General features: G+C 68.3%; 18 protein-coding genes and 1 pseudogene. 5 read left to right on the top strand and 14 right to left on the bottom strand.

What is annotated here, in order from left to right; genetic code table 11:
• Nucleotides 1-4: 4 nt before the first annotated feature.
• From ACLIBK_RS23075 to ACLIBK_RS23045, 7 genes are all read right to left on the bottom strand, one after another.
• A complete protein-coding gene (locus tag ACLIBK_RS23075; RefSeq protein WP_415389661.1) occupies nt 5-631 on the bottom strand; it encodes a trimeric intracellular cation channel family protein in 627 nt (208 codons plus the stop codon).
• Nucleotides 632-636: 5 nt separating this feature from the next.
• A complete protein-coding gene (locus ACLIBK_RS23070; RefSeq protein ID WP_415389660.1) occupies nt 637-876 on the bottom strand; it encodes a hypothetical protein in 240 nt (79 codons plus the stop codon).
• Nucleotides 873-3,518 carry an EAL domain-containing protein gene (locus ACLIBK_RS23065; RefSeq protein WP_415389659.1) on the bottom strand — a complete coding sequence of 882 codons (2,646 nt, stop codon included), beginning with the start codon at nt 3,516-3,518 and terminating at the stop codon, nt 873-875. Before ACLIBK_RS23065 ends, ACLIBK_RS23070 begins: the two co-directional genes overlap by 4 nt.
• Before the next feature lie 364 nt (nt 3,519-3,882).
• Nucleotides 3,883-6,366 (bottom strand): putative bifunctional diguanylate cyclase/phosphodiesterase, encoded by a 2,484-nt coding sequence (locus tag ACLIBK_RS23060; protein WP_415389658.1) that lies wholly within the window; start codon nt 6,364-6,366, stop codon nt 3,883-3,885.
• A 52-nt stretch (nt 6,367-6,418) separates the two neighbouring features.
• Nucleotides 6,419-6,943 (bottom strand): molybdopterin-dependent oxidoreductase, encoded by a 525-nt coding sequence (locus tag ACLIBK_RS23055; RefSeq protein WP_415389657.1) that lies wholly within the window; start codon nt 6,941-6,943, stop codon nt 6,419-6,421.
• A gap of 458 nt (nt 6,944-7,401) precedes the next feature.
• On the bottom strand, nt 7,402-7,764 hold the full coding sequence (locus tag ACLIBK_RS23050) for a 6-pyruvoyl trahydropterin synthase family protein (protein ID WP_415389656.1): 363 nt from the start codon (nt 7,762-7,764) through the stop codon (nt 7,402-7,404).
• Between the two features lie 639 nt (nt 7,765-8,403).
• Entirely contained in the window at nt 8,404-10,563 is a 2,160-nt protein-coding gene (locus ACLIBK_RS23045) for a putative bifunctional diguanylate cyclase/phosphodiesterase (protein ID WP_415389655.1), read from the bottom strand.
• Nucleotides 10,564-10,849: 286 nt separating this feature from the next.
• Here ACLIBK_RS23045 and ACLIBK_RS23040 point away from each other — a divergent pair, with 286 nt between their 5' ends.
• Together ACLIBK_RS23040 and ACLIBK_RS23035 are read left to right on the top strand one after the other, a co-directional pair.
• The gene (locus ACLIBK_RS23040) at nt 10,850-11,446 is read left to right on the top strand and encodes a hypothetical protein (protein WP_415389654.1); all 597 of its coding nucleotides are present in this window, start codon (nt 10,850-10,852) and stop codon (nt 11,444-11,446) included.
• An 83-nt stretch (nt 11,447-11,529) separates the two neighbouring features.
• Nucleotides 11,530-13,506, top strand: coding sequence for a TonB-dependent receptor plug domain-containing protein (locus ACLIBK_RS23035; protein WP_415389653.1), 1,977 nt, complete (start codon nt 11,530-11,532; stop codon nt 13,504-13,506).
• 483 nt (nt 13,507-13,989) lie between these two features.
• Here the strand turns inward: ACLIBK_RS23035 and ACLIBK_RS23030 are convergent, their stop codons facing one another.
• The 3 genes from ACLIBK_RS23030 to fahA all read right to left on the bottom strand — a co-directional run bounded on the left by ACLIBK_RS23030 (nt 13,990) and on the right by fahA (nt 17,277).
• Nucleotides 13,990-14,982, bottom strand: a complete 993-nt coding sequence (locus ACLIBK_RS23030) for a Bug family tripartite tricarboxylate transporter substrate binding protein (RefSeq protein WP_415389652.1) — start codon at nt 14,980-14,982, stop codon at nt 13,990-13,992.
• Between the two features lie 5 nt (nt 14,983-14,987).
• Nucleotides 14,988-15,776, bottom strand: a complete 789-nt coding sequence (locus ACLIBK_RS23025; protein ID WP_415389651.1) for a cyclase family protein — start codon at nt 15,774-15,776, stop codon at nt 14,988-14,990.
• A 193-nt stretch (nt 15,777-15,969) separates the two neighbouring features.
• Nucleotides 15,970-17,277 carry a fumarylacetoacetase gene (fahA, locus tag ACLIBK_RS23020; protein WP_415389650.1) on the bottom strand — a complete coding sequence of 436 codons (1,308 nt, stop codon included), beginning with the start codon at nt 17,275-17,277 and terminating at the stop codon, nt 15,970-15,972.
• Between the two features lie 56 nt (nt 17,278-17,333).
• Between fahA and ACLIBK_RS23015 the strand changes: the two genes are divergently transcribed.
• Nucleotides 17,334-18,029: a GntR family transcriptional regulator gene (locus ACLIBK_RS23015; RefSeq protein WP_415389649.1), complete on the top strand. Its 696-nt coding sequence runs from the start codon at nt 17,334-17,336 to the stop codon at nt 18,027-18,029.
• A gap of 89 nt (nt 18,030-18,118) precedes the next feature.
• Nucleotides 18,119-18,601: a flavin reductase family protein gene (locus ACLIBK_RS23010; RefSeq protein ID WP_415389648.1), complete on the top strand. Its 483-nt coding sequence runs from the start codon at nt 18,119-18,121 to the stop codon at nt 18,599-18,601.
• Nucleotides 18,602-18,661: 60 nt separating this feature from the next.
• Here the strand turns inward: ACLIBK_RS23010 and ACLIBK_RS23005 are convergent, their stop codons facing one another.
• From ACLIBK_RS23005 to ACLIBK_RS22995, 3 genes are read right to left on the bottom strand one after another with little or no spacing between them, the layout of a single operon-like run.
• Nucleotides 18,662-19,654 carry a Bug family tripartite tricarboxylate transporter substrate binding protein gene (locus tag ACLIBK_RS23005; protein WP_415389647.1) on the bottom strand — a complete coding sequence of 331 codons (993 nt, stop codon included), beginning with the start codon at nt 19,652-19,654 and terminating at the stop codon, nt 18,662-18,664.
• A gap of 44 nt (nt 19,655-19,698) precedes the next feature.
• Complete coding sequence (locus tag ACLIBK_RS23000; RefSeq protein ID WP_415389646.1) at nt 19,699-20,943, bottom strand: acyl-CoA dehydrogenase family protein; 1,245 nt, start codon at nt 20,941-20,943, stop codon at nt 19,699-19,701.
• A 14-nt stretch (nt 20,944-20,957) separates the two neighbouring features.
• The gene (locus ACLIBK_RS22995; protein WP_415389645.1) at nt 20,958-21,389 is read right to left on the bottom strand and encodes a VOC family protein; all 432 of its coding nucleotides are present in this window, start codon (nt 21,387-21,389) and stop codon (nt 20,958-20,960) included.
• A gap of 43 nt (nt 21,390-21,432) precedes the next feature.
• Here ACLIBK_RS22995 and ACLIBK_RS22990 point away from each other — a divergent pair, with 43 nt between their 5' ends.
• A complete protein-coding gene (locus ACLIBK_RS22990; protein WP_415389644.1) occupies nt 21,433-22,107 on the top strand; it encodes a TetR/AcrR family transcriptional regulator in 675 nt (224 codons plus the stop codon).
• A gap of 469 nt (nt 22,108-22,576) precedes the next feature.
• On the opposite strand, the pseudogene ACLIBK_RS22985 reads toward ACLIBK_RS22990, so the two are convergent.
• A pseudogene (locus tag ACLIBK_RS22985) lies at nt 22,577-22,724 on the bottom strand (IS630 family transposase); the annotation flags it as partial.

Here is a 22,724-nt window from a genome sequence, read left to right as displayed (position 1 = left end):
CCCATCAATCCGTCGATGGTCGCGCGAGCGGCAGCTTCCAGCCGCGATAAAGCCCCATGAGCCGCAGGAATACGCAAAGGACGATCCCGGCCAGGGCGACGGCGGTCGGTGGCAAACCGACGCCGTCGCCCGCGACCACCACCAATGCGCCCGCCAGGGCGGCAACGGCGTAGATATCGGCGCGCAGCACGGTCGGTACCTGCGCCGTCAGGACGTCGCGCACCATGCCGCCGCCGATGCCGCTGATCATGCCCAGGATGGCCGCCATCGGCGGATTGATTCCATGGTCCAGGGCCTTCTGCGTCCCGGCCGCGGCGAAGACCCCGAGCCCTGCCGCGTCGAAGAACTGGACCGGGTGTCGCAAGCCTTCGAACAGTTTGGGGAAGCGGAAGAGCAGCAGCCCGGCCAGGACGGCCAGCGCCAGATTGTGCCAGCTCGCGACCGAGGCGGGCGGGACGGCGCCGATCAGGACGTCCCGCGTGATGCCGCCAAACACTGCCGTGACGAAGGCGAGCACCAGTACCCCGAACAGGTCCAGGCTCCGCTGCACGCCCAGCGCGGCACCGCTGAGCGCGAAGACGAAGGTCCCGATGAGATCGAGGACGCGGACCAGCAGGACCTCCGGTTCCATGCCCGTCAGAGCCCCGCCGCCCTGGGCACCGGCCGAGCGCCCGCAGCGGCGAGCACCGCCGCGATGCCGGTGCGCAGGGTGGGATGGGCCACCGGCGCGAAGTCCGGGGCGTGGTCGGCGGGGAGCTCGTCGGGCCTCCCCCCCTGCTCGGCGGCCTCGAACCGGTCCGGGTCGACGCCGCCGATGACGCAGGCGGGAGGAGAGAGGGGACGCGCCACGCCAGCAGTGTCGCAGCGTTCCATCATCGGGACAGGTTTCCCGTGGACTTCCGTGTCAGGCACGCCGCCAGGAACTCCCCCGCCGATATCGGCCGGCCATAGCGGTAGCCCTGACCCTCCGGGCAGCCACGGGCGGCCAGGAAGCTCTCCTGCGCCTCGGTTTCAATGCCCTCCGCGATCACCTCCAGCCCCAGGCGCCCCGCCAGCACCAGCACGGATTCCACGATCGCCGCGTCGTGTGTCGCCCCCGGCAGGCCGGAGATGAAGCTGCGGTCGATCTTCAGGCGGGTAACCGGGAAGTCGCGCAGCGTGGTCAGGGAGGCGAAGCCCGTGCCGAAATCGTCGAAGGCAATGCCGACGCCCCGTGCGCGGAGTGCCTGCAGGGAGGCCAGCATCTCCCCCTTGTCCTGGCGCAGCGCGATGTTCTCCGTCAGCTCCAGTTCCAGCGCCTCCGGCGGCAAGCCGTGGGCCGCCAGCGCCGTCCCGACGATCCCCGCCAGGTCGCCGGCCGTCAGTTGCTCGCCGAACAGGTTCACCCCTATACGGAGTTGCAGCCCCGCGCGGCGCCAGGCGGCCGTCTGGCGGCAGGCCTCGTCGAGGATCCAGTTGCCCATGCGGCCCGCGTGGCGGCTGCTTTCCAGCGCCTCCAGGAAAAACGCCGGGCTCAGCAGGCCGCGCGTCGGATGGCGCCAGCGGATCAACGCCTCCGCCCCGACCAGCGCCCCGTCGGAAAGCCGCATCTGCGGCTGGTAATGCAGTTCGAACTCGCCCTGCCCGACGGCACGGTCGATATCGTCGTCCAGCAACCACCGGGCCTCGTATTCAGCCCGGTCGGCCTCGCTGAAGACGCAGTACTTCCCCTTGCCGGCCGCCTTGGCGCGGTAGAGGGCCAGATCGGCATTGGAGAGCAGTGCCTCCGGATCAGCCGGGGCACCGGCCGGAACCCGCACCAGCCCAGCGCTCGCCGTGATGCGGAAGTGCCGCCCCCGCACCGCAAAAGGGGATTGCGCCAGCACGGACAGCATCTCGTCCGCGATCGCCTCGCCCGCCGCCGCTTCCTCCTCGAACAGCAGCACCGCGAACTCGTCGCCACCCAGGCGGGCCAGCCTGCCCCTCTCGCCCAGCCGGTCAGCCAGGCGGGCCGCGGCATCCCGCAGCACCTCATCCCCTGCGGCATGGCCCAGCGTGTCGTTCACATGCTTGAAGCCGTCGAAATCCAGCAGCAGGAGGGCCTTCGGCTGGCGCCCATCCTCCCCCCTGGTGGCCATCTCGGTGAGGCAGCTCCGGTTGGGCAGCCCCGTCAGCCGGTCGTGATAGGCCTGGTGCAGCAGGGCTTCCCGCGCCCGGATCTCCTCCGTGACCTCGCGCACGAAGAGCACGAGGCCACCCTCCTCGGACGGGAAGATGTTGAGCTCGAAATGTCCGGCGAGCGGCTCATAGAAGACGGTGATCTGCGTGGGGACACGTTCCGTCATCGCCCGACGATAGGCATCCCCGATCGGCCCGACCTCGATATCCGGAAAAACCTCCCAGACGACGCGCCCGAGCAGCTCGTAACCTTTCACGCGCTCCTGGGCACGGCGGTTCATGAATGTCACGCGCCACTCCGAATCCACGGCCCAGACCGTGTCCGTCGTGCTCTCCAGCATGTCGGCCATGCGCCGCTCGCGCTCGGCCACGGCATCGGCCATGGCGTCGAAGGCGAGGCCGAGCTGGCTGATCTCCGAGTTCCGGTCGATCCGCCCGGCCCGCGCGGTCATGTCGCCCTGGCGCCAGCGCTCGGTCACCGCCGCCAGCCGCGCGATCGGCCTGCGGATGTAGCGGCTGGCGAAGAACCAGGCCGCCAGCAACGCCGCCGCCAGCACCGCGGCCGAAACCGCGAGGGAAGGGCCCTGCCGGTAGGGGTCCTCCACGAACCGCTGGTAATCGAGGCCGACAGCCACGAGAAAGGACGCGTTGGAGGAGGATGCTGCGGGAACATAGCCGACGATCTGGCGGGTCCCGTTGATCCACTCCGTGTCGATCACGCCGGACTGGGCACCCGCGATGATCGATTGCAGCCGTTCCGGCAGGTGGTTGCCGACCTGCCGACCGCCCGGCAGGTCGACCAGCACGATCCCGTCCGGGTCTGCCACGGTCAAGCTCACGCCTGGTGCCGGTTCCCTGCTGGCGAGGTCTTCCGCCAGGAGGTCGAGATCCAGCCCGGCATTGAGCACGCCGGCGACCCGGCCGTCCTCTTCGAGCACGGGCAGGTTGAGGCTCAGCGTGCGCCGGCCGGTGATGCGGCCCACCACGTAGCCGCCCACCGCGAAGTTTCCCGTCTGCACCGCGCGCTGGAAGCCCGGGCGATCCGAGATGTCGGTGCCGGGTCTCGCGCTGCTGCACCAGATCTTCCCGTCCAGCCCCGCCGCGCCGATCACCGTGTAGAGGGAGAACTGCTCCCGCAGGCGGCGCAGCGCCGGGCCGCAACTCGCCTCGTCCTGGTCCCGGATCATGGGGAGCATCGACAGGGCCGTGAGCAGCTGCCTCGCCCCCTCCAGGATGCGCCTCTGCTCGGCCGCGGCAATCTCGGCCAGGCGCAGGGCGTTGTCCGGAACTTCGGAGAGGTTTTCCTGCCGGCTGTGCTCGGTGCGCCAAACCTCCAGCAAGGCGGAGGGCAGGACACTCATCACCGCCAGGAGCAGAAGCCGGAAAACGAAGCTCACAGGCGATGCCCCAGAATAGTTGCGCGCCAGGAAGAAAGCCGGCGCATGGGCCGGAGGTTTCCGCGCTGCGCGCTCGCGAAAGCGTCAGGACGTCGCCGGAGGACGGCCGGCGGCCATTCCTCGCGAGGCACCACGGGCGGAAGCGGGGCGCTGCGTAGCCGGCCCGCGGAACAGCGGATGGCCGGGCCTGGGCGGACGCCGCGGCCCGCACAGCCCCGGGACTGGCGGGCGGCCGCCGGGCAAGGGACGCGGCCGTGCCGCCCGGGGTGCGCGCGCCCGGCCACCGGCTCCGCCCCGAGTGTCCGCGCCACCGTTCCGACATGGCACGTCATGAAGCAGGTTGAGTGGAACCCGCCCTGGAAACAATGGTGAACTTCCGGTCGGGACCCGGCGCCACGACGGACAGCGTCCTGCCGGGCGCGAACCATCGCTCGCGGATCTGGGCGTCCGTTTCCGGTCGGCTGAAGAGATAGCCTTGCGCCTCCGTGCATCCGGCCGCGCGGACCTGCTCGAACTGTTCCAGCGTCTCGACGCCTTCCGCGGTGGTCGTCATGCCCAGCTTGCTCGCCAGGCTCGCGATCGAGTTGACGATCGCGAGGCAGTCCGGCCGGCGCACCATCTCCATGACGAAGGACCGATCGATCTTGATCTTGTCGAAGGGGAAAATCCTGAGATAGCTCAGCGAGGAATACCCGGTCCCGAAATCGTCCAGCACGGTTTTCAGGCCGAGATTCCGCAGCTGGTGCAGGGTGGCCAGCACCCTCTCATTGTCCTGCAACAGCGCCGATTCCGTGATCTCCAGTTCCAGCCGCGCCGGAGACAACCCCGAGGCCGCGAGTACCCGGGTCACCGTGGCGACGATCTCGTCGGAGAATTGCAGGGGCGAAAGGTTGACGGCGAGCTTCAGGCTCCTGGGCCACCTGGCCGCGGCTTCGCAGGCACACTGCAAGGCCCATTGCCCGATGGCATTGATCATCCCGATCTCCTCGGCGATCGGGATGAACTCGGAAGGGGAGATGATGCCCCGCTCCGGGTGGTTCCATCGCAGCAGGGCCTCGAAGCCCGTCACCGCACCGGCCTTGAAATTGAAGACCGGGTGGTAGAGGACTTCCAACTGGTCCCGGTTGAGCGCTTCCCGCAGATCCGCCTCGATACCCAGCCTGGCCTGCAGTTCCGCATCCATCCTCGGTTCGAAGAAACGGTAGACACCACGGCCCTCGCCCTTGGCCCGGTACAATGCGAGGTCGGCGTTCTTGAGCAGCAGGTCGGCGCTGGTTTCGGAATTCGCGGCCACCGCGATCCCGACACTGGCGCCGATGACGGCGCGATAACCATCCAGGTTGTAGGGTTCGCAAAGAACCCTGACGATGCGCTCCGCCAGGGCAACCGCCTGGGACGGCTGATTGCCGCCCCTTTGCAGGATTGCGAACTCGTCGCCACCGAGGCGTGCCACGAAGTCACCCTCGCGGACGCAGCCGAGCAATCTCTGTGCGACCGCCTTGAGCAGCGCGTCCCCGGCGGGATGGCCGAGGGTGTCGTTGACATTCTTGAAGTGGTCGAGATCGAGCTGCAGCACGGCGAGCCCGCTATGCTCGCTTTGCAGCATCTCCCCCATGTATTTGTGGAAGTAGAAGCGGTTCGGCAGGCCCGTGAGGGCATCGTGATGCGCCATGAACTGGACATGCGCCTCGGCCTGTCGGCGCTGCGTGATATCCTCGTAGGTGGCGACCCAGCCGCCATCCACCATGGGCTGGTGAGCCACGGCGATGGCGCGGCCAGTCTGGTCTTCCCGCGAGAAGGAGGCTTGCCGGTGTTCCGCGGCCAGGGCCTGCTGCTCCTTCCAGATTTCCCGTGCGATCTGCTGACCCGGCCTCGTGTCGGCATCCATCGCCCCGAAAACGCCGCTGATCGGCACACCCGGCCGGGTATCCTCGACGGACAAGCCGAAAAGCTCCAGGAAGCGGATGTTGCAGACGATCAACTGCTGGTTCACGTCCACCATGCACAGCGCCTGCGACATGTTGTTCAGGGCCGCGTAGAAGCGGGTGTTCTGGGTGAGCAGCTCGAGATCGCTGGCCTTCAGGGCTTCGTTCTGCTGCTGCACTTCCCGCATCGCGTGTTCCGCACGCACGTTCGCTTCGGCGAGTTCCTGGCCGGTCCGGCGCAGATCAGAAACCAGGGCGTTGACCTCGTCATAGGTTCGGACCAGCAGCCGGTTGTGCCAGGCCAGGACCGCTATCAGACTGAAGCAGCACAGCAGCAGCCCACACAGAACGGCAGAAAAGATCCAATGCAGCTGGCTGAGCTGGTGCAGATCGTGGGCCACCAGATTGCCGGCCCTTGCATAGGCCGAAACGGCAAGTTTCGCGGCCCTGGTATTCAGTGGCGAAAGAAGGGCAATGAGCTGCTGCGCCGAACCCTCTCGCTCCAAAGTGGCCACGAGGGGCGCAGCTGAGGCAAGCGCCACACGCATCTGCTCGACCGATGCCAGGAGTTCGGGACTGCTGCGAATAAAATCCCTTGCCTCGCCAGCATCCAAGGTTTCGACGCGGCTCGCCGCGATCTCAAGCCAGAGTTGTACGTCTTCCTTGGTGGTGCCGCTGTTCGGTATTCCGAAGGTCCCGATAGTGGCCTGCAGGCGCGCGATCTCAAACGGGGTCTGGCTGACGAGCCAAGTCACATTATAACGTGATACGTCGCTCAGCGCAGTTTGTTGCTGCACAATCAGGGTCGAGGTATAGATAGCCGCGAGCGTGAGCAAGGCGGCCGTACATAAGAAGCCAGCCTTGATGTGCTTCGTCACACGATACACGGGCTCTCTTCCTCTCCGCAGAGACTGCTTGAGCGACGGACCTTCCAGGTCTTCAGACGATCGAGAGCCTTGCCAGCTGCCACGCGGAACGGCCGTAGAATTGCTGCCGCTTTAACTCAGGGCGGCTATCAAATGGGTAAACGATGAACAACGGCCCCTTATCCCGCACGGTCATGTACTCACCGTCCCGCTTCAATGCGAGCAGCACGCCATACTGGGCAAAATCGCTGATAGGGATCTCGGTGGAGTAATCGTTCAGAGCTGTCGCGACGACGCGCTCTCCCGTGCTGCCAACTGTTTCCAGCAGCTTGCTCATCAGCACGCCCTCAAATCTCACCGGACCGGTGTACCAAGGCGTTGTTGTCACGAAGGAACTCATGCCCAGAGCCTCCAGCATCGGCCGATCGAAGCGGGCACTGTTCCCTTCGTTGAACGTGCTGATCTTGCCCGTGACCGTCAGAATGGGCCGTTCAGCGGGCTGCGGTAGGGTTGCAGCTTGCGCGGGCGTGACAGCGGATGCAGCCGCAGTCCAACACAGGAGCTTCGCTATTTCGCGTCTCGTTACGCATCGGTCCATGATTGTCTTCTCCCAGAGTTTGCGAAAAACTTTCCCGATGTGCCGCAGCACACCTTTTCGAATGGTCGGGAACTACGTCCAGAAGGAAGCGAGAGCTTTCTGACGGGCTCCAATGGCATCCAGTGGATGTTTCCGGTAAATATCGTGGCGGCGCCCTCCCATGTGTTACGGACGCTGAGATCGCTCAGAAGAGGGGTTGCCTCGCAAAGGAGCGAACGGTTCCTGCATCTCAGAAGCTCCCGCAGTAATCATGGCTGAGCGCTACTCCTCGGCTAGCTACGTGCTGAAACCTTGGTTGCTGTCGCCAGAGGGACGGGAACGGGGAACCCTGATGGCCACGGCAGTTCCGAATGCCCGGCCAGGAGTATCTTGCAGCACCAAACTGAGCCCCTGGTCGGGCCGCCAACGACCTTCCCAGGGCTGAACACCAAGCTAGTCAGCGTTCGAGGAATACTGCTTCAGCGCTGGCGGGAAATACTGCAACCTTCAACCTGCCCTTCGTTGCCGCGCCGGACGACCACTCGGTCCAGTCCGGTGATGCTTTTTTCAAGCCGTTTCCATATCCAGTGGGTCAGATTTTCCAGAGTTGGTACGGCTAAGCCTTCGATGTCATTTAAGTATTTGTGGTCGAGTTCCTGCTTCACCGCATCGAGCACCACTTCCAGGTCAAACTGGTTGTGTGACCATCCGAAGACGGGATCTGCTTCGCCACTCACGCCCACCTCCACCCTGAAGGAATGGCCATGCAGCCCAGAATAGGGTGGGGTTTGGTGGGCGGCCTCGAAGGAGAACTGACGGGAGGTTTCAGACAGCAGTTTCACAGCCGGATTACTCCCAATAAGCAATACAATCACAGATTGTACTATGAAGTTCGTGCTGCCGTCAAGATTGATTTTCCGGAGCGAGCACTCACCAAGTCTCTTGGTAGGGTCCGGGGCAGCCCGGCACCGGCAGCTGCGGCGAACTGGGCCAGCTGGTCGAGGCTGGCCTGGTTGTAGCCGTGCAGCCAGGAGTTGGCGGTGCACAGCAGCGGCAGGCCCAAGCGGTGCCGCAGGGCCGCAGCGTCGGCCCGCAGCCGCGCCCCGAAAGGCGGTCGTGGGCAACTCGGGGGAGACACCGCGGCCAGGGCACAGCCCGAAGCGGCCTCAAGCAGCGCCGCATGCGCGATGCTGGCCTCGTCCTTGGGTGCGCCCAGGCGGGCCCTGGACAGCGGTCGGCACAGCTGGCCGTAGCTGGCCCGGCCGGCGGGCCAAGCCAAGTACTCGCAGCCGTAGCACATCGGGAAGTCTGAACCTAGCCGGGCCTGATCCGGTCAAAGTAACGCCGGTCGGCCCATCGAAGGCAGACTGGCAACCTCCACTGATCGTCAGCTGTGCAGCCGGGTCAGTTCCATAAGGGCCGAGGTCCATCCGCCCAACAACGGCAAGTCCAGGTTCGTGCGAAAATGCCGCCCCAACGGTTCAGGCTACCGTTGCTGCCGGCCAAGTTGCAGGACCCAAAGGAGGTGCACTGACCACTGAATCCGTGCCAGCCATCCTTTCGAACAATTCCGAGATTGCCGTGGCCGGGACCGGCCGGCTGAAAAGATAGCCCTGCAGCTGGTCGCAATCTTCCAGGGCGAGCTGGCGCGCCTGTTCGCTGGTTTCTACACCTTCGGCCGTAACAGAGATGCCGAAGGTGGCACTGAGGCCGACCACGGCCCGCACGATGGCGACGGAATTGCTATCGTGGGGCATGTCGCGCACGAAGCTGCGGTCGATCTTGATCTTATCGAACGGGAAAGAACGCAGGTAGCTCAACGACGAGTACCCCGTCCCGAAATCGTCCATCGAGATCTGCACGCCGAGTGCCTTGATCCGATGCAGGCTGGACAGCACGGCCTCGCTGTCGTGCAGCAGCACGGATTCGGTGATCTCCAGCTCCAGTCGCTCCGCCGCGAGGCCACTCTCTTCCAGCGCCGTACGCACCACTTCGAGGAGCTGCCGGTCCTTGAACTGAACGGGCGAAAGGTTAACCGCCACCTTTACGTGCCCCGGCCAGGACCGGGCATCCAGGCAGGCGCGCCGTAGCGTCCAGCGCCCAATTTCACTGATCAATCCGCAGGACTCGGCAATCGGGATGAACTCGCCCGGTGGAACCAAGCCCCGCTCTGGATGCATCCAGCGGATCAGGGCCTCGAATCCCAGGATGTCATGCGAGCGCGCGTCCACCAGTGGCTGGTAATGCAGGAGAAACTCGTCCCGGAGCAACGCCATCCGCAGGCCGATCTCCAGGGCGCGGCGCTTCTGCAGCGAAGCGTTCATGGCAGCCTCATAGAAGCATACCGTGCCGCGGCCGTTGGACTTGGCACCGTAGAGCGCGGTATCAGCGTTCTTCAGCAACTCGTGGGAGGTGGCGCCGTCCGCCCGGGCGACCGCCACGCCGATGCTGGTGCCGATGCCGATCTGGTGGCCGTTCACCTCGTAGGCCGCGCCAACCGCCGCGATGATGCGCGTGGCCAGAGCGTCGATTTCCGCGGGTTCCAGTATGTTCGGCAGCACGATGGCGAACTCGTCCCCACCCAGGCGCGCCACGGTGTCACCCTCACGCACGCAGGCACGCAGCCGTTCGGCAACCTGGCACAGCAGCACGTCGCCCACCGGGTGACCGAGTGTGTCATTCACGGCCTTGAAGCGGTCGAGGTCCAGGCACAGCACGGTAAAGCTGCCGCTGTGGTCGGTTCGCGCCAGGCATTGTTGCACGCGGTCGTGAAACAGCACACGGTTCGGCAGATGGGTCAGCGGATCGTGGTGCGCCAGAAAGGCGATCCGGGAGATGTTCTCCTGGAACACCGCCAGGGATCGCACGATGGTTCCGAGTTCGTCTCCCCGGGTCAGCCTCTGGATGTCCGCATCCGCGCTACCACGTGCTACCCGTTCGGTGGCGGAGGCGATCTGCTTCACGCCCCTCACCGTCCAGCGGGTCAGGATTGCCGAAACGCCGAACAACACCAGCGCGCTCAGGAAAGCGGTTGCCGCTAGCACCAGCCGCGAGTGTTCTGCCATGCGCGCGGATGCTTCCGCGCGGCCATGCGCTTCCTGCACCACTTCCGCGGCAAGAACGCCCATCTCCAGCAGCAGGCGGCGCGCGTTGTCGTCGAAGGGAACGATGAACTCCACCGCGCTGGGGAAGTCGATCTCCAGCATGGACCCAAACACGTCGATGGCGTCGCGGTAGATCCGCACCTCCATGGCGAGCCTGAGCAGCCGGGCGGCGTCTTCCGGCGCCTTACTGGCAGCCTGTTCTTCCAAAGCGTCCGCGAGCGTGGAGGTGCGCTCTACGAGGCGCCTGATCTGAACATCGGGATCGGCAACGGGCGACCGGCCGGCTTGCAGGGTGGTGAGCCGGTACAGGGCACCGTTGATGCCTTGCAGCTCCGTCGCGCTGGTGGCCAGGCGCGTGGAGGCCACCAGATCCTGTTCAACCAGCGCGCCGACGAGCTTCGCCTGCTCGCTGGACACTAGGATGCCGTGCAGCCCCATGCCGAGCAGGGCGACCATGGCGAGCGCCGGGCAGAACGCCATCTTTACCGCGAAGGGCCAGTTCGACAGCCGCGCTGCCGCCGGCAGGTAGGCCTTCAATCCCGTCCGCGCAGAACAGCCGGTCAAGTCGGAAACTCCGAAGGGGGATAAAGGCGTCGCATCGGCGCGGAGGCCGCCTTGCACCCCGGATTTGCCGGGTGACGGAAACGCGAGAACGCCCGATACAAGCCAGTTCCTCCCCGTCCGCGAAGGCTTTCTAGCCGCAGATCCCTTAAGATTTGCTGTTTCGCCCGACGCCGCTGAGCTGTCGCGCGTCGTCGCTTAAGTCCCCGGCAATCCGTCCGATCGCAAGATGGCCGCACGCCAGGAAGGGGTTGGTTGCGGAATGCTGCACGCGGGGCGAGAAACGCTTCGTCGCGGTTGCCGACGAGAGCGGGCCGGCTTTTATGCTGCGGTGTCCGCGCGGGTCGCGGCCGCGCTGCTTTGCGCGTATCCATGCGGCGCGTCTTCGCCCGCACAGGCCGGTTTCACGCCCAAAGACGGGCAGGTGCTCGGCCGCACCATGGGCTACGTCGGCGAAGGCCGGACCGGTGCCACGGTGATCGCCGTGGTGTTCCTGCCGGACCATTCGCCCTCCCGGCGGGAAGCCGAGCTCGTGCGCGACGTGATTGGCGACGGGCTGACCGCCGGCCGGATCAGGTTGCAGGCCCGCCTGGTACCGCTGGGCCAGCTTGCCGAGTTGAGCGGCGTGGACGCCCTCTACGTCACGCCCGGAACGGCCAATGATCCGGCGGTGCCGCTGGCTGCCCGGCGGCTTCGGGTGCCCACCGTCTCGACCAGCATGGAGTGTGTCGAGGCGGCCCATTGCGCGGTGAGCTTCTCCACCGAGCCGACGGTGCAGATCGTCATTAACCGCAACGCCGCCGAGCGTGCCGGGGTACAGTTCACCCAGGCGTTCCGCCTGCTGGTCACCGAGCGATGAGGACGGTCCTGCCCGCCCTTTTCCCGGCGCGCCCGACCACGTCCGGAGCACTGTACCCCTCGTCACGCCGGACCCGGCGCGCGTTGCTCGCCGCCGCGTGTTGCCTGGCCTGGGCGCCCTCGCTCCGGGCCCAGTCGATCGATTACGGCGACATGGAGCAGCTGTTCGGCGAACCCGTCACCACCTCCGCCACCGGCAAGCCGCAGCGCGCGTCACAGGTGCCGGCCAACGTGGACATCATCACCGCGGAACAGATCCGCCGCTCCGGCTATGACAACCTCCCGGATATCCTGAGCCTGGTGCCGGGCATGGACGTGCGACGCACCGGATTTGCCGCCGCGGATGTCAGCGTGCGCGGATATAACCGACCGTCCAACCCACGCCTGTTGGTGCTCGTAAACGGCCAGCAGGTGTACATCGACCTTTACGGCGCCACGCAGTGGTATGCGTTGCCGGTTGAACTGGGCGAGATCCGCCAGATCGAGGTGATCAAGGGCCCGAACTCCGCCCTTTTCGGATTCAACGCCGCGTCGGGCGTGATCAACATCGTCACTGACGACCCGCTGCGGGACAGCGTGAACGGCGCCACCCTGCGCGGTGGCACCCAGGAATACGGCGCCCTGTCCGCCTTCGCCACGGCAAAGCTCAACGAGCGGGTCGGCGTGCGGCTGTCCGCCGGTGGCTTCCGTGCCGACGACTTTGAACCGAGGGGCCTCGACCCCGCGACCCTGGTCGCACGGGTGCGTCCCAGGCGCGAATCGCTGGCCGGAGACGCGCGGTTCAACCTTACCCCCGGCGTGGAAGCAGTGCTGAGCGGTTCGGTCGTGGATCTGCGTACCTTCGAGCCGGTGGCGTCCCCCTACTATGCAGCCAGCCGCTACCGCACGAACGCCATCCGCGGCGCGCTGTCCGCCGAGAGCGCCATCGGCCTGCTCGGCTTCAACGTTTATCGCAACGCGGCGCGCTACGACTACCGGAGCGGCCTGGCCGATGCCCGCCTGGACAACACCGTCACCGTGGTCCAGGCGAGTGACACCGTGAAGCTGGGCGCCGACCACACGCTGCGCCTGCAACTCGAATACCGCGATAACGACATGGCGGAGCCGGCCTACGGCAACCGGTTCGGCTACCGGCTGTATGCCGGCGGCCTGATGTGGAACTGGCAATTCGCGCCCAACCTGTCGCTGACCAACGCAGTACGTCTGGATCACGTGGTGCTGGATCGTGCCGACCTGCCGGTCACCGGGGGGAGCGGTGGAGGCGGAAACGGCCGGACCATCACGGGCGTGTCCTTCAACTCCGGGGTCGTGTGGCATGCCACCGACGCCGACACTCTGCGCCTGACGCTGGGGCGCGGCCTGGAAGCTCCCAGCCTGTTCGCGCTGGGCACCCGGCAGGCGGTGCCGGCGACAGGCCAGCTGCCCGCGATCCGTCTCGTTGGCTCGACCCGATTGAGTCCGAGTGCCGTGACCCATGGAGAACTGGGCTACGATCATAGGCTATCCGCGCTGGCCTCCACGCTACGCGCCGCCGTTTTCGCCCAGAAGACCGATGACGTGATCGCCGATCCCTTCTCGGCCGGTGCGGCACTGAGCCGGCAGGGTGTGCTGTACCGTTCCACCAACGTCGGTGACAGTTCCGCAGTGGGTGGCGAGATCGGCCTGCGCGGCACGGCGGCAGGCTTCCGCTGGGACGCGAGCTACTCCTACATCTCCATCACCGACGACCTGGACCGCTCCTCCCGGCTGAGCTTCGAGAATGGCACGCCGACCCACGTCGTGCGGCTGGGGGGCGGGTACACGCTGGACCGCCTGGAGTTCGATGCCCAGGCTCGTTGGCAGAGCCGCTACCGCGACGTGACTGTGGACGCGCGCACCACGCAGCGCAGGCCGGTCGAGGTTTCGAACTACCTGCAGCTGGACGCCCGCCTGGGCTACCGCCTGACCGACAACGTCGAGGTATCGCTCACGGGGCAGCAGATCAACGCGTCGCGCCAGCTACAAGCAGCCGGACCGCCGGTGGAACGTCGGGTATTCCTGACACTGTCCACGCGGTTCTGAGTGCGTGGGCGTCGAAGCTCCTGAAGAGGTCGGTGGGCTGCTGGAGTTGTCCGGAGTGTCCATGATGATCACGACAGGAGCACGGAAGCCAGCAACGGTTTGGCTTTCCTGGTGTGGGCCGAGCTGGAGGCAGGGCGGTCACACCGCCCGCCAGCACCGGCAACAAGCCCCTGCCGCCCGCGGTGCGGCGGGCATAGTCACGTTGGATGCCCGCCAGCTTGCCCGAGCGGCCCACCATTGGGCTGTCGGGTGAAATGGCGGTCCGCGCTACCTGCACCGGCTTCCCCGGGTGCCGCTTCCCGGCCGAGATCATCAGTCAGACAGTATGGCTCATTTCGGCGTCCCTCTCACCCTGCGGATGGTGGGGAAATGCTTGAGCAGGCCGAGGTTCTGCGAAAGTAGGACGGGCTCCGGGGCGCCCGGGGCGAGGACATGCTGCACAGCGCGCCCCTGACCGACCCATCTCAGCCCGCGCTGGACGGGTCATTCGGGCTGCACGCCCAATTCGCGCAGGATCGGCCCGTAGGCCGCGTACTCGCTGCGAATCATGCCGGTGAAGTCGGCACGGCTCATGGAGCGCAGCACCACGCGGGTGTTGGCGGCGACGCGGCGCACCGTCGGGTCCTCCAGGCCGGAGCGGCAGGCCGCTTCCAGCCGGTCCAGCACCGGTGCCGGCGTGCCGGCGGGGGCGTAGAGCCCGACCTGAGAGAACTGCAGCGCGTCGATCCCCTGTTCCCGCGCCGTCGGCACCGCCGGGTAGTCGCCGGCGCGGCCTTCGGAGAACACGGTGACCAGCCGCAGCTTGCCGTCGTTAATGAACTCCGAGGCCGAGGACACCACGGAGGCGGAGAAATCCAGCCGTCCCGCCATCAGTTCCGTCAGGTGCGGCGGGTCGCCGCGGAACGGGATGTGGTTGAACTCCACCCCCGTGGCGCGCTGCACGCGCCACACCGCGAGCTGCGGCAGCGAGTTCGGCCCCGGGCTGCCGTAGGACAGGGTGCGGCGGCGCCCTTCCGCCACCAGGTCGGCCAGGGTGCGCACCGGGCTGTCGGCGCGCACCACCACGGACAGCACGTTCTCGTTGGTGCCGCAGATCGGCGCGAAGTTGTCGGGCGTGGTGCCGGTGTTGCGCACCATGTGCGGCTGCACCACGATGGCGGTCATCGGCGTCAGGCCGAAGGTGTGGCCGTCCGGCGGGCTGGTGGCGACGAAGCGCATGCCCACCACGCCCGAGCCGCCGTCGCGGTTCACGTGCACCACGGGCTGGCCGAGCACGCGCGCGAAGTGCTCCCCCATGGCGCGGGCAAAGGCGTCGGCACCCGAGCCGGGGGCGTAGGGCAGCACCATGGTCATCGGCCGGTCGGGAAAGGCGCGGGCCGGTGCCCTGGGAAGCAGCGCGACCGGCAGCGCGAGCAGCGCGGAAGCCAGGGCTGCGTGCATGCGGCGGGGCAGGGCGGCAAGCGGGCGGCGTCGCATCGTGCTCACCCTTCCACCACGGCGACGGCGCGGGTCCAGCCGGCCGAGGCACGCTCGATCTTCACGGGAAAGCAGATCACGGTGAAGCCGTCGGACGGCAGGGCTTCCAGGTTGCTCAGCTTCTCCATGTGGCAGTAGCCGATCTCCCGCCCGGCACGGTGGCCTTCCCAGATCAGCCCGGCATCGCCGGTTTCCGCCACCCTGCGCCGGGTGTGGGAAAAGGGCGCGTCCCAGGACCAGCCGTCGGTGCCCACCAGCCGCACGCCGCGCTCCAGCAGCCACAGCGTCGCCGCGCGGCCCATGCCGCAGCCAGCGTCGACGTAGTTATCCTCGCCGTAGCGGCTGCCGGCGCGGGTGTTGACCACCACGATCTCCAGCGGCCGCAACTCGTGGCCGATGCGGCGCAGCTCCGCTTCCACGTCGCCGGGGGTGGCGACGTAGCCGTCCTCCATGTGCCGGAAGTCCAGCTTCACACCGGGCTGGAAGCACCAGTCCAGCGGCACGTCGTCGATGCGCGTGGAGGGCCGCCCGCCCGGCACCAGCCGCTCGTCCATGCGGGAAAAGAAGTGGTAGGGCGCGTCCAGGTGCGTGCCGTTGTGCGTGGACAGGTCCACGCGCTCGGCCGCGCAGTACTCGCCTTCCGGCAGCTCGGACACCGCCACGCCCATGTAGTCCGCCATGGCGGGCGCGGTGTCGTGGTGGTTCATGTACCGGATGCGCGGCTCCGACCCCGGCGGGTCGGAGGCGATGCCGGACCGCAACGCGACGGAGATGTCGATGATTCGCCTGGCCATCCTGTTTCCTCCCGTTTGCTGTTGCCGCGCGCCGGGTTGCCCCCGGTTCGCGCACCCCGGTTGTTGCCGGGGGGTTCCTACAGGGGCAGTGGCCGCGAGGGCAGTTCCTGCAGGGACAGTTCCGGCGCGCGGCGCCCGCAGAGGGCGGCTCCCGCAGGGCGGGGCCGCCGCGCCGCGGGCCGCGCGCCGCCCGCTAGGCCGACGGCCAGGCCGGCGCCGGTTGCACCACCGCGCGGCATTCCCCGAAGCCGATCGGCACGGCGCCCGGCGCCCGCGCGCGGGCGGTGAAGATCACCTCGTCGCCATCCTCCAGGAAGCGCCGCGACTCTCCCCCCGGCAGCGCGATCGGGCCGCGCAGCAGCAGCTCGGCGATGCAGGCTTCCGCCCCGTCCGCGGGACCGGAGCAGGTGCCGCTGCCCAGCAGGTCCCCCGGCAGCAGCGAGCAGCCGTTGGAAGCGTGGTGCGTCACCATCTGCGCCGGCGTCCAGCACATGGTCGCGAAATCGGTGGCGGTGATGCGCTGCGGCGCAGCGCCGGCCTCGCGCATGCGCGGCGTCAGCAGCGCCACCTCCATGGCCACCGACAGGCCGCCCCCCTCGCGGTTCCCCGGCGAGTCCAGGTGCGGCAGCACGGCGGGCTGCTCCCCCGTGCGGGCGCGCGCCGGCACGGCGAAGGGGATCAGCGCTTCCGCGGTGACGATCCAGGGGGACACGGTGGTGGACAGGCTCTTGGCCAGAAAGGGGCCCAGCGGCGGCATTTCCCAGCGCTGCATGTCGCGCGCCGACCAGTCGTTGAGCAGCCCGTAGCCGAAGATCCGCCCCGGGGCGGCGCTCATCGGCACCGGCGTGCCGGTGGCGTTCTCCCCGGCAATCCAGATCGCCATCTCCAGCTCGTAGTCCAGCGCCTTGGACGGGCCGAAGCGCACGGTGCCGTCCTCGCGCAGCCACTGGCCGTTGGGGCGGCGCACCGGCTCGCCGCTGACGCGCACGGTGCTGGCGCGGGAATGATAGGCGACGGGCAGGTGCCAGAAGGCGGGCGGCAGCGGCGCCGCCGGGTTCCGCTTCACCCCGAGCCGGTGGCAATGGTCATAGGACACCATGAAGTCGGTGAAGTTCCCCACCGCCGCCGGCAGCTGCATCACCGCACCGGCCATGGGCACCAGCAGCCGCTCGCCCTCGGCCGCCGCCGCCGAGCTTTCCCGCAGCAGCGCCGACACTTCGGCACGCAGCGCGGCGGAAGCGGCGCGGCCCATCGCCATGAGCGGGTTCAGCGTCGGGCCGGCCGCAACCGTGGCGGCTTCGCCGCGCAGGTGGCCGGCCTCCAGCGCCGCCCGCAGGTCCAGGATGTGGTCGCCGATCGCCACGCCGCCGCGCGGTGCCTCGCCGCGGCGGGAAAAGATGCCGAGCGGCAGGTTCTGGATGGGGAAGTCGGCGCCGTCATCCTGGGCCGAGGTGACCCAGGATCGCAGGCCGGGGTCGTGGGTGCTGTCGGGCGTTTCCATGCCGGAACGCTACGATGGCTGGCCCCTAGCGCCAAGTAGGAATATATAATCCAGCGATGATCGAATATTCGGACCGCTCGACCCTGGCGGAAGCCGCCGCGCAGCGGCTGCGGCGCGCCATCGTTGTCGGCGACCTGGCGCCGGCGGCGCGGCTGCGGCTGCGCGACCTCGTGGCGCATTACGGCGTCGGCGCCACGCCGCTGCGGGAAGCGCTGAACCGGCTGGTGGCCGAAGGGCTGGTGGTGCTGGAAGGGCATCGCGGCTTCTCCGTGCCGCCGGTGACCCGCGCGCACCTGCTCGACATCACGCGCACCCGCCAGCTGGTGGAGCCGGAAGCGCTGCGGCTCGCCATGGCCGACGGCGGCCGGGAATGGGAGGATGAGGTGGTCGCCTCCCTGTCGCTGCTGCGCCGCGCCATCGAGCAGCACGAGCCCGGAAGCACCGAATGGCTGGACCGCTACGAGAGCCGGCACCACCGCTTCCACCGCGCCCTGATCGCCGCCTGCCCGCTGCCCTCGCTGCTGCGCTTCTGCGACGACCTCTACGTGCAGAAGACCCGCTACCGTCGGCTGATGGGCAGCGCCGCCCCGGACTGGGCGCTGGCGCTGCGGGTGCACGAGGCGCTGGCGGAGGGCACGCTGCAGCGCCGGCCGGCCACGGCCGAGGCGCTGCGCCAGCACATCGGCACCACGGCGGAACACGTGCTGGCCCTGCTAGGCGAGGTGCCGCCGGACCCGGCGCCGATGGATTAGTGATAGAAATATAAATTAACTTGACCGTCGCCCGCCGCCCTGGCAGGTTGCTGTTCCGACGCCCTGGCAGCGTGGAGGAGCGTGACGCGATGCCCGAGACACCCGCCGATCCGCAGGCACTGCGCCGCGCCCTGGGATGCTTCGCCACCGGCGCGGCGGTGGTCACCGCCGCCGGTCCCGGCCAGCCCTCCGGCCTGACCATCAACTCCTTCGCCTCGCTCTCGCTCGACCCGCCGCTGGTGCTCTGGAGCCTGCTGGCTCGCTCGCCCAGCCTGGACTGCTTCCGCAACGCGACGCATTTCGCGATCAACGTGCTGGCCGACAACCAGCGCGAGCTTTGCGCGCGCTTCGCCGCCCGAGTGCCCGACAGGTTCGCCGGCGTCGCCTGGGTGCCGGGGGCGGGCGGCGCGCCGCTGCTGGCCGGCTGCGCCGCGACCTTCGAATGCGCCAGGGTCGCGGAAGCGGAGGGCGGCGACCACGTCCTCTTCACCGGCCGGGTGGAGCGGCACTGGCACGACGACCGGCAGCCGCTGATCGTGCTGCGCGGGCGCTACCTGCAGCAGGCCGCCTAGGGGCGCGGAACGCCGCCGCGCCGCGACGGCCGGCGGCGTTCCGCGGCCCGTCGCGCCGGGTCATTCCGGCTCGATGCGCGCGGCCTTCAGGCCATCCGCCCAGGGTTGCGCTTCGCGCTGGATAAAGGCGTCGAAGCCTTCCGCCGTGCCGGTCATCCGCTCGGCCCCGAGGTCGCGCAGGAAGCTGTCGGCCGCCGGCGTTTCCAGGATGCGGTTCATCTCCGCGTTCAGCCGCGCCACGATCGGCCGCGGCGTCGCCGCGGGCGCCACGAAGCCGCCCCAGCCCACGAAGGCGATCGGCTTCGGCAGGGCTTCCGTCAGGGTCGGCACGTCAGGCAGCCCCGCCGTCCGCTCCGGCGAGGACACCGCGAGCAGCCGGATGCTGCGCGACTGGATCAGCGGCAGGGCGATGCCGACATCGGTGACCACGATCGGGATCTGCCCGCCCAGCAGGTCGTTCATCATCTGCGGGCCGGAGCGGTACGGCACCGGCACCATGTCGAGCTGCCCGGCCAGCAGCAGGCTGTGCCCGACCACGGCCCCGGTGGCATGGGAATAGGCGAAGCTGTAGCGGCCGGGGCTGGCCCGCACGAGGGCGAGGAGTTCCGCGAAGGACCCCGCCGGGAAGGCCGGCCCCACCATCACGGCGGTCGGGATCTGATACACCGAGCCGATGCCGGCCATGTCGCGCAGCGGGTCGAAGGGCAGGTTGCGGATCATGTGCACGGCGGCCACCGTGTTGGTGTTGGACACCTGGATCAGCGTGTGGCCGTCGGGCGCGGCGCGCAGCCCCTGGGCCAGGCCGATGGTGCCGTTGGCGCCGACGCGGTTGTCCACCACGAAGGGCTGGCCGAACACGGTGGACAGGTGCCCGGCGACGTAGCGGACGATGACGTCGGAGGTGCCTCCCGCCGGAAACGGCACGATCATGCGAACCGGCCGGCGCGGGAAATCCTCGGCCCCCTGGGTTGCCGCCCCCTGGGCCGGCGCTGCGCCTGCGCGAAGCAAGGCCGGAGCGGCCAGGGTCAGCGCCAACACGGATCGCCTGTTCATTGGTTTCCTCCTCTTTTCGGCCCGCCGCTTGTCGCGGCGGTGCGTCAGATCCGGATGCCCGGCACTCCCCCCGGCAGGCCCAGGCGGACGCGGCCATAGGCCGGCGCCCAGATGTCCCATTGCAGGCCGAACTGCGCGGCGCCCGCGTGGACGTCGCGCCAGTGGCGCTGCAGCGCGCTCGTCTCGAACAGGCCGCCGCCGCCCGCGCCGGCGAACACCGTGTCCACCGCCGCCACGCAGAGCCGCGCGCACCAAGCGGAATCGCGCTTCATGCGCATGGCGTCGTGCGGGTCGATCCCGCCCTTGTCCTGCAGGGCCCGCATCGCGCCGTCCCAGGTGATGCGGGAGATCATCTCCACCGTGTCGAGGCTCGCCTCGGCCTCGGCGATCCGGGTTTGCACCGCCGTCAGCTCGGAAAGCGCCTTGCCGCCGACGCGCCCGACCCGGGCGCGCAGCCCCGCCACGTAGTCGTCCACCGCCCCGCGGGCCGCGCCGTACAGCGTGGCCATCAGCGTGAAGCCGCCGGTCGCCTGCATGGGCAGGCGGTAGAGCGGGCCGCGGTGCAGCGCGAGGCCCGGCGCCGTGCCGTCCGTGGCCTGCGCGAAGGAGAGGGTGCGGTGGTCCGGCACGAAGGCATCGCGGATTTCCAGGTCCTTGCTGCCGGTGCCGCGCAGGCCCACCACGTGCCAGGTGTCGAGGATCTCGTAATCCCGGCGCGGCAGCAGGAAGTAGCGGTTCTCCCGCGCGTCGCCTTCCCCGGTCGGGCAGGAGGCGCCCACCACGGTCCACTGGCAGGGATCGATGCCGGAGGAGAAGGGCCAGCGGCCGGACACGCGCCAGCCGCCCGGCGCGCGCTCCGCCCGGCCGGCGCTGAACACGTAGGAGGAGCCGATCAGCGTGTCCGGCGAGGGTCCCCAGACCTCCGCCTGCGCCCGCGGCTCCCACAGCGCCATGAACAGGTGGTGCGCCGCGAGATTGGCCAGCACCCAGGAGGAGGACGCGCAGGAGCGCGCGATTTCCCCGCACAGGTCGAGGTACACGGAGGGCGCGAACTCGTAGCCGCCGACCGAGAGGGGCTGCAGGATGCGGAAAAAGCCGGCGGCGTGGAAATCGGCCACCGTGCTGTCGGGGATGCGGCCCAGCGCTTCGGTTTCCGGGGCGCGGGCACGCAGGACCGGCGCCATGGCACGCGCCGCTTCCAGCATCGCCGCCCGCGCTTCCGGGCAGTCGGGTCCCCGCGGCACGGGCGCGGTGCGGGGCGGGTCGTCCCGGAGCGGCAGCGTGTCCATGGCGCGCGACCTCCTCAGTCGCCGTAGTAGTTCAGCTCGATGGAGATCCCGTTCGGGTCGGTGACGAAGATCTGGCGCAGGTTCAGCGCCTGCACGAAGCGCTCCCGCACCGGCACGTCCAGCGCGCGGCAGCGGGCGACCATCTCGTCGTAGCCGAGGCCGGAAAAGGCGACATGGTCGATCGAGCCGCTGCCCTTGAGGGAGTCCAGGTCGCGGTGGCCGAGGTACTCGTTGACCCACTTCATCCGCTCGGGATCGTCGCGGCTGAAGGCCGTGACGTGCACCACCGGCGTGCCTTCCTCGTTGAACAGCCACGCCCCCGTATGGGCAGGCGGGTTCCCGGGGCGTGGCCCGTTCCGGAAGCCGAGAACATCGGTGTAGAAGCGCACGGTGTCGGCCAGCTTCTCCGTTCGAATGTTGTAGTGCTCAATCTTGCCGATCTGCACGCCCAACCTCCTCCCGCGTTTGAGCTGATAGGATTATAACTTAATGTCCGCTCCGTCAATGCCGCAGCGAAAGGAAACGGCGCGAACGGCCCGACCGGCCACCCGTCGGCGCTTTCAGCGGGACGTGCGGGAACGGCATTTCCTCGACGAAGCCGTTACCTTCTTCGCCGAGGTCGGCTTTTCCGGCGACACCAAGACGCTGGCGAGCCGCCTGGGCGTGGCGCAGCCGTTGCTGTACCGCTACTTCGCGAGCAAGGAAGCGCTCATCCAGCGGGTGTTCGAGGACACGTTCCTGGCCAACTGGAACCCGCTCTGGGAGGAGATGCTGACCGATCCCGCCCTGAGCGTTCCGGCCCGGCTGCTGGCGTTCCACAACGATTTCGCGCGCGTGCATCTGAAGCGTGATCGCGTGCGGCTGTCCTTGTTCTTCGCCCTGCACGGCTGGGACATGACCACCTACTTCCGCCTGATGCGTGAGCGGGTCTACCTCCCGATCGCGGCCAACCTGCGCGCCCATGCTGGACGACGCACGCCGTCCGACGTGCCGCTTCAAGAGCTGGAGGTGGAGCTGGCGAAGACGGTGGTCGAGAAGATCCAGTATTATGGCATCAGGAAATGGGTGTACGGCATCCCGTCACTGCCGCCGATCGAGCCGCTCATTGCCATTGCCGTTCACGGGCTCCTGGACGGGGTAAGCACAGCCTTGCCCGACGCTTGATGTGATACGCTGGTCCAGGACGGACCGGAGAGGGGCTGCGCAGCCCGGCGGGGCTCATCGCGTGTGATAACGGTCAGCTATAAGGCCGGTGGCCCGAGGGCACCGCTGACAAGCCACGGCCACCCGTGGTGCGGCGCTTGGTCCAGGAGACACTGCCGCCTGAGGCGCTGGCCGTGCTCCCCGTCCCGGCCTGCCTCCGCGATCGCGACAAAGGTGGCTATCCTTGTGCACGTTGGGGCCTGCTTAGGCATTGCATTCTGCCATGGCACGCCTCGCGTATTCACCACGACCTATGCAACGCACTGGCGCCGCGGCCGAGGCTTCCTCCCGGGGTTCGCCGGTCGGTGGTCATGAGGGCAGTGGGGCGCGGTGCCAGGCGTCGGGGCGGCCGTTCAGCCGGGAGCTGGGCGTGCTGCGGCTGTCAGGCGGGGCAGCCAGAGTTCGATCCGCCCACTAGAGCAGTTTCCGGTCATTCCGGCTCATATCCGCACGCAGTGAAGTAGTTGGCGCACTCGGCGGGCGTGAACTGCGGGAGCGCATCGGCGATGGCGGCCCAGAGGTCCGGGATGGTGCGGGCTGCGGCCTTGCGCAGCAGTGCCTTGAGCTTGCTGAAGGCG

Source organism: Roseomonas sp. BN140053 (assembly GCF_047690175.1).
Classification (GTDB): Bacteria; Pseudomonadota; Alphaproteobacteria; order Acetobacterales; family Acetobacteraceae; genus Roseomonas.
Note: the sequence above shows the minus strand (reverse complement) of the source record. Positions and strands in the feature narration are given on the sequence as shown.

Bases quoted from the DNA above. Each gene is read 5' to 3' on its own strand.
- ACLIBK_RS23025 (WP_415389651.1), bottom strand. From the start codon at position 15,776: ATGGCCAGGCGAATCATCGACATCTCCGTCGCGTTGCGGTCCGGCATC.
- ACLIBK_RS23075 (WP_415389661.1), bottom strand. From the start codon at position 631: ATGGAACCGGAGGTCCTGCTGGTCCGCGTCCTCGATCTCATCGGGACC.
- fahA (WP_415389650.1), bottom strand. From the start codon at position 17,277: ATGGAAACGCCCGACAGCACCCACGACCCCGGCCTGCGATCCTGGGTC.
- ACLIBK_RS23015 (WP_415389649.1), top strand. From the start codon at position 17,334: ATGATCGAATATTCGGACCGCTCGACCCTGGCGGAAGCCGCCGCGCAG.
- ACLIBK_RS23065 (WP_415389659.1), bottom strand. From the start codon at position 3,518: ATGAGTGTCCTGCCCTCCGCCTTGCTGGAGGTTTGGCGCACCGAGCAC.
- ACLIBK_RS23030 (WP_415389652.1), bottom strand. From the start codon at position 14,982: ATGCGACGCCGCCCGCTTGCCGCCCTGCCCCGCCGCATGCACGCAGCC.
- ACLIBK_RS23005 (WP_415389647.1), bottom strand. From the start codon at position 19,654: ATGAACAGGCGATCCGTGTTGGCGCTGACCCTGGCCGCTCCGGCCTTG.
- ACLIBK_RS23055 (WP_415389657.1), bottom strand. From the start codon at position 6,943: ATGGACCGATGCGTAACGAGACGCGAAATAGCGAAGCTCCTGTGTTGG.
- ACLIBK_RS23000 (WP_415389646.1), bottom strand. From the start codon at position 20,943: ATGGACACGCTGCCGCTCCGGGACGACCCGCCCCGCACCGCGCCCGTG.
- ACLIBK_RS23070 (WP_415389660.1), bottom strand. From the start codon at position 876: ATGATGGAACGCTGCGACACTGCTGGCGTGGCGCGTCCCCTCTCTCCT.
- ACLIBK_RS23040 (WP_415389654.1), top strand. From the start codon at position 10,850: ATGCTGCACGCGGGGCGAGAAACGCTTCGTCGCGGTTGCCGACGAGAG.
- ACLIBK_RS23010 (WP_415389648.1), top strand. From the start codon at position 18,119: ATGCCCGAGACACCCGCCGATCCGCAGGCACTGCGCCGCGCCCTGGGA.
- ACLIBK_RS22990 (WP_415389644.1), top strand. From the start codon at position 21,433: ATGTCCGCTCCGTCAATGCCGCAGCGAAAGGAAACGGCGCGAACGGCC.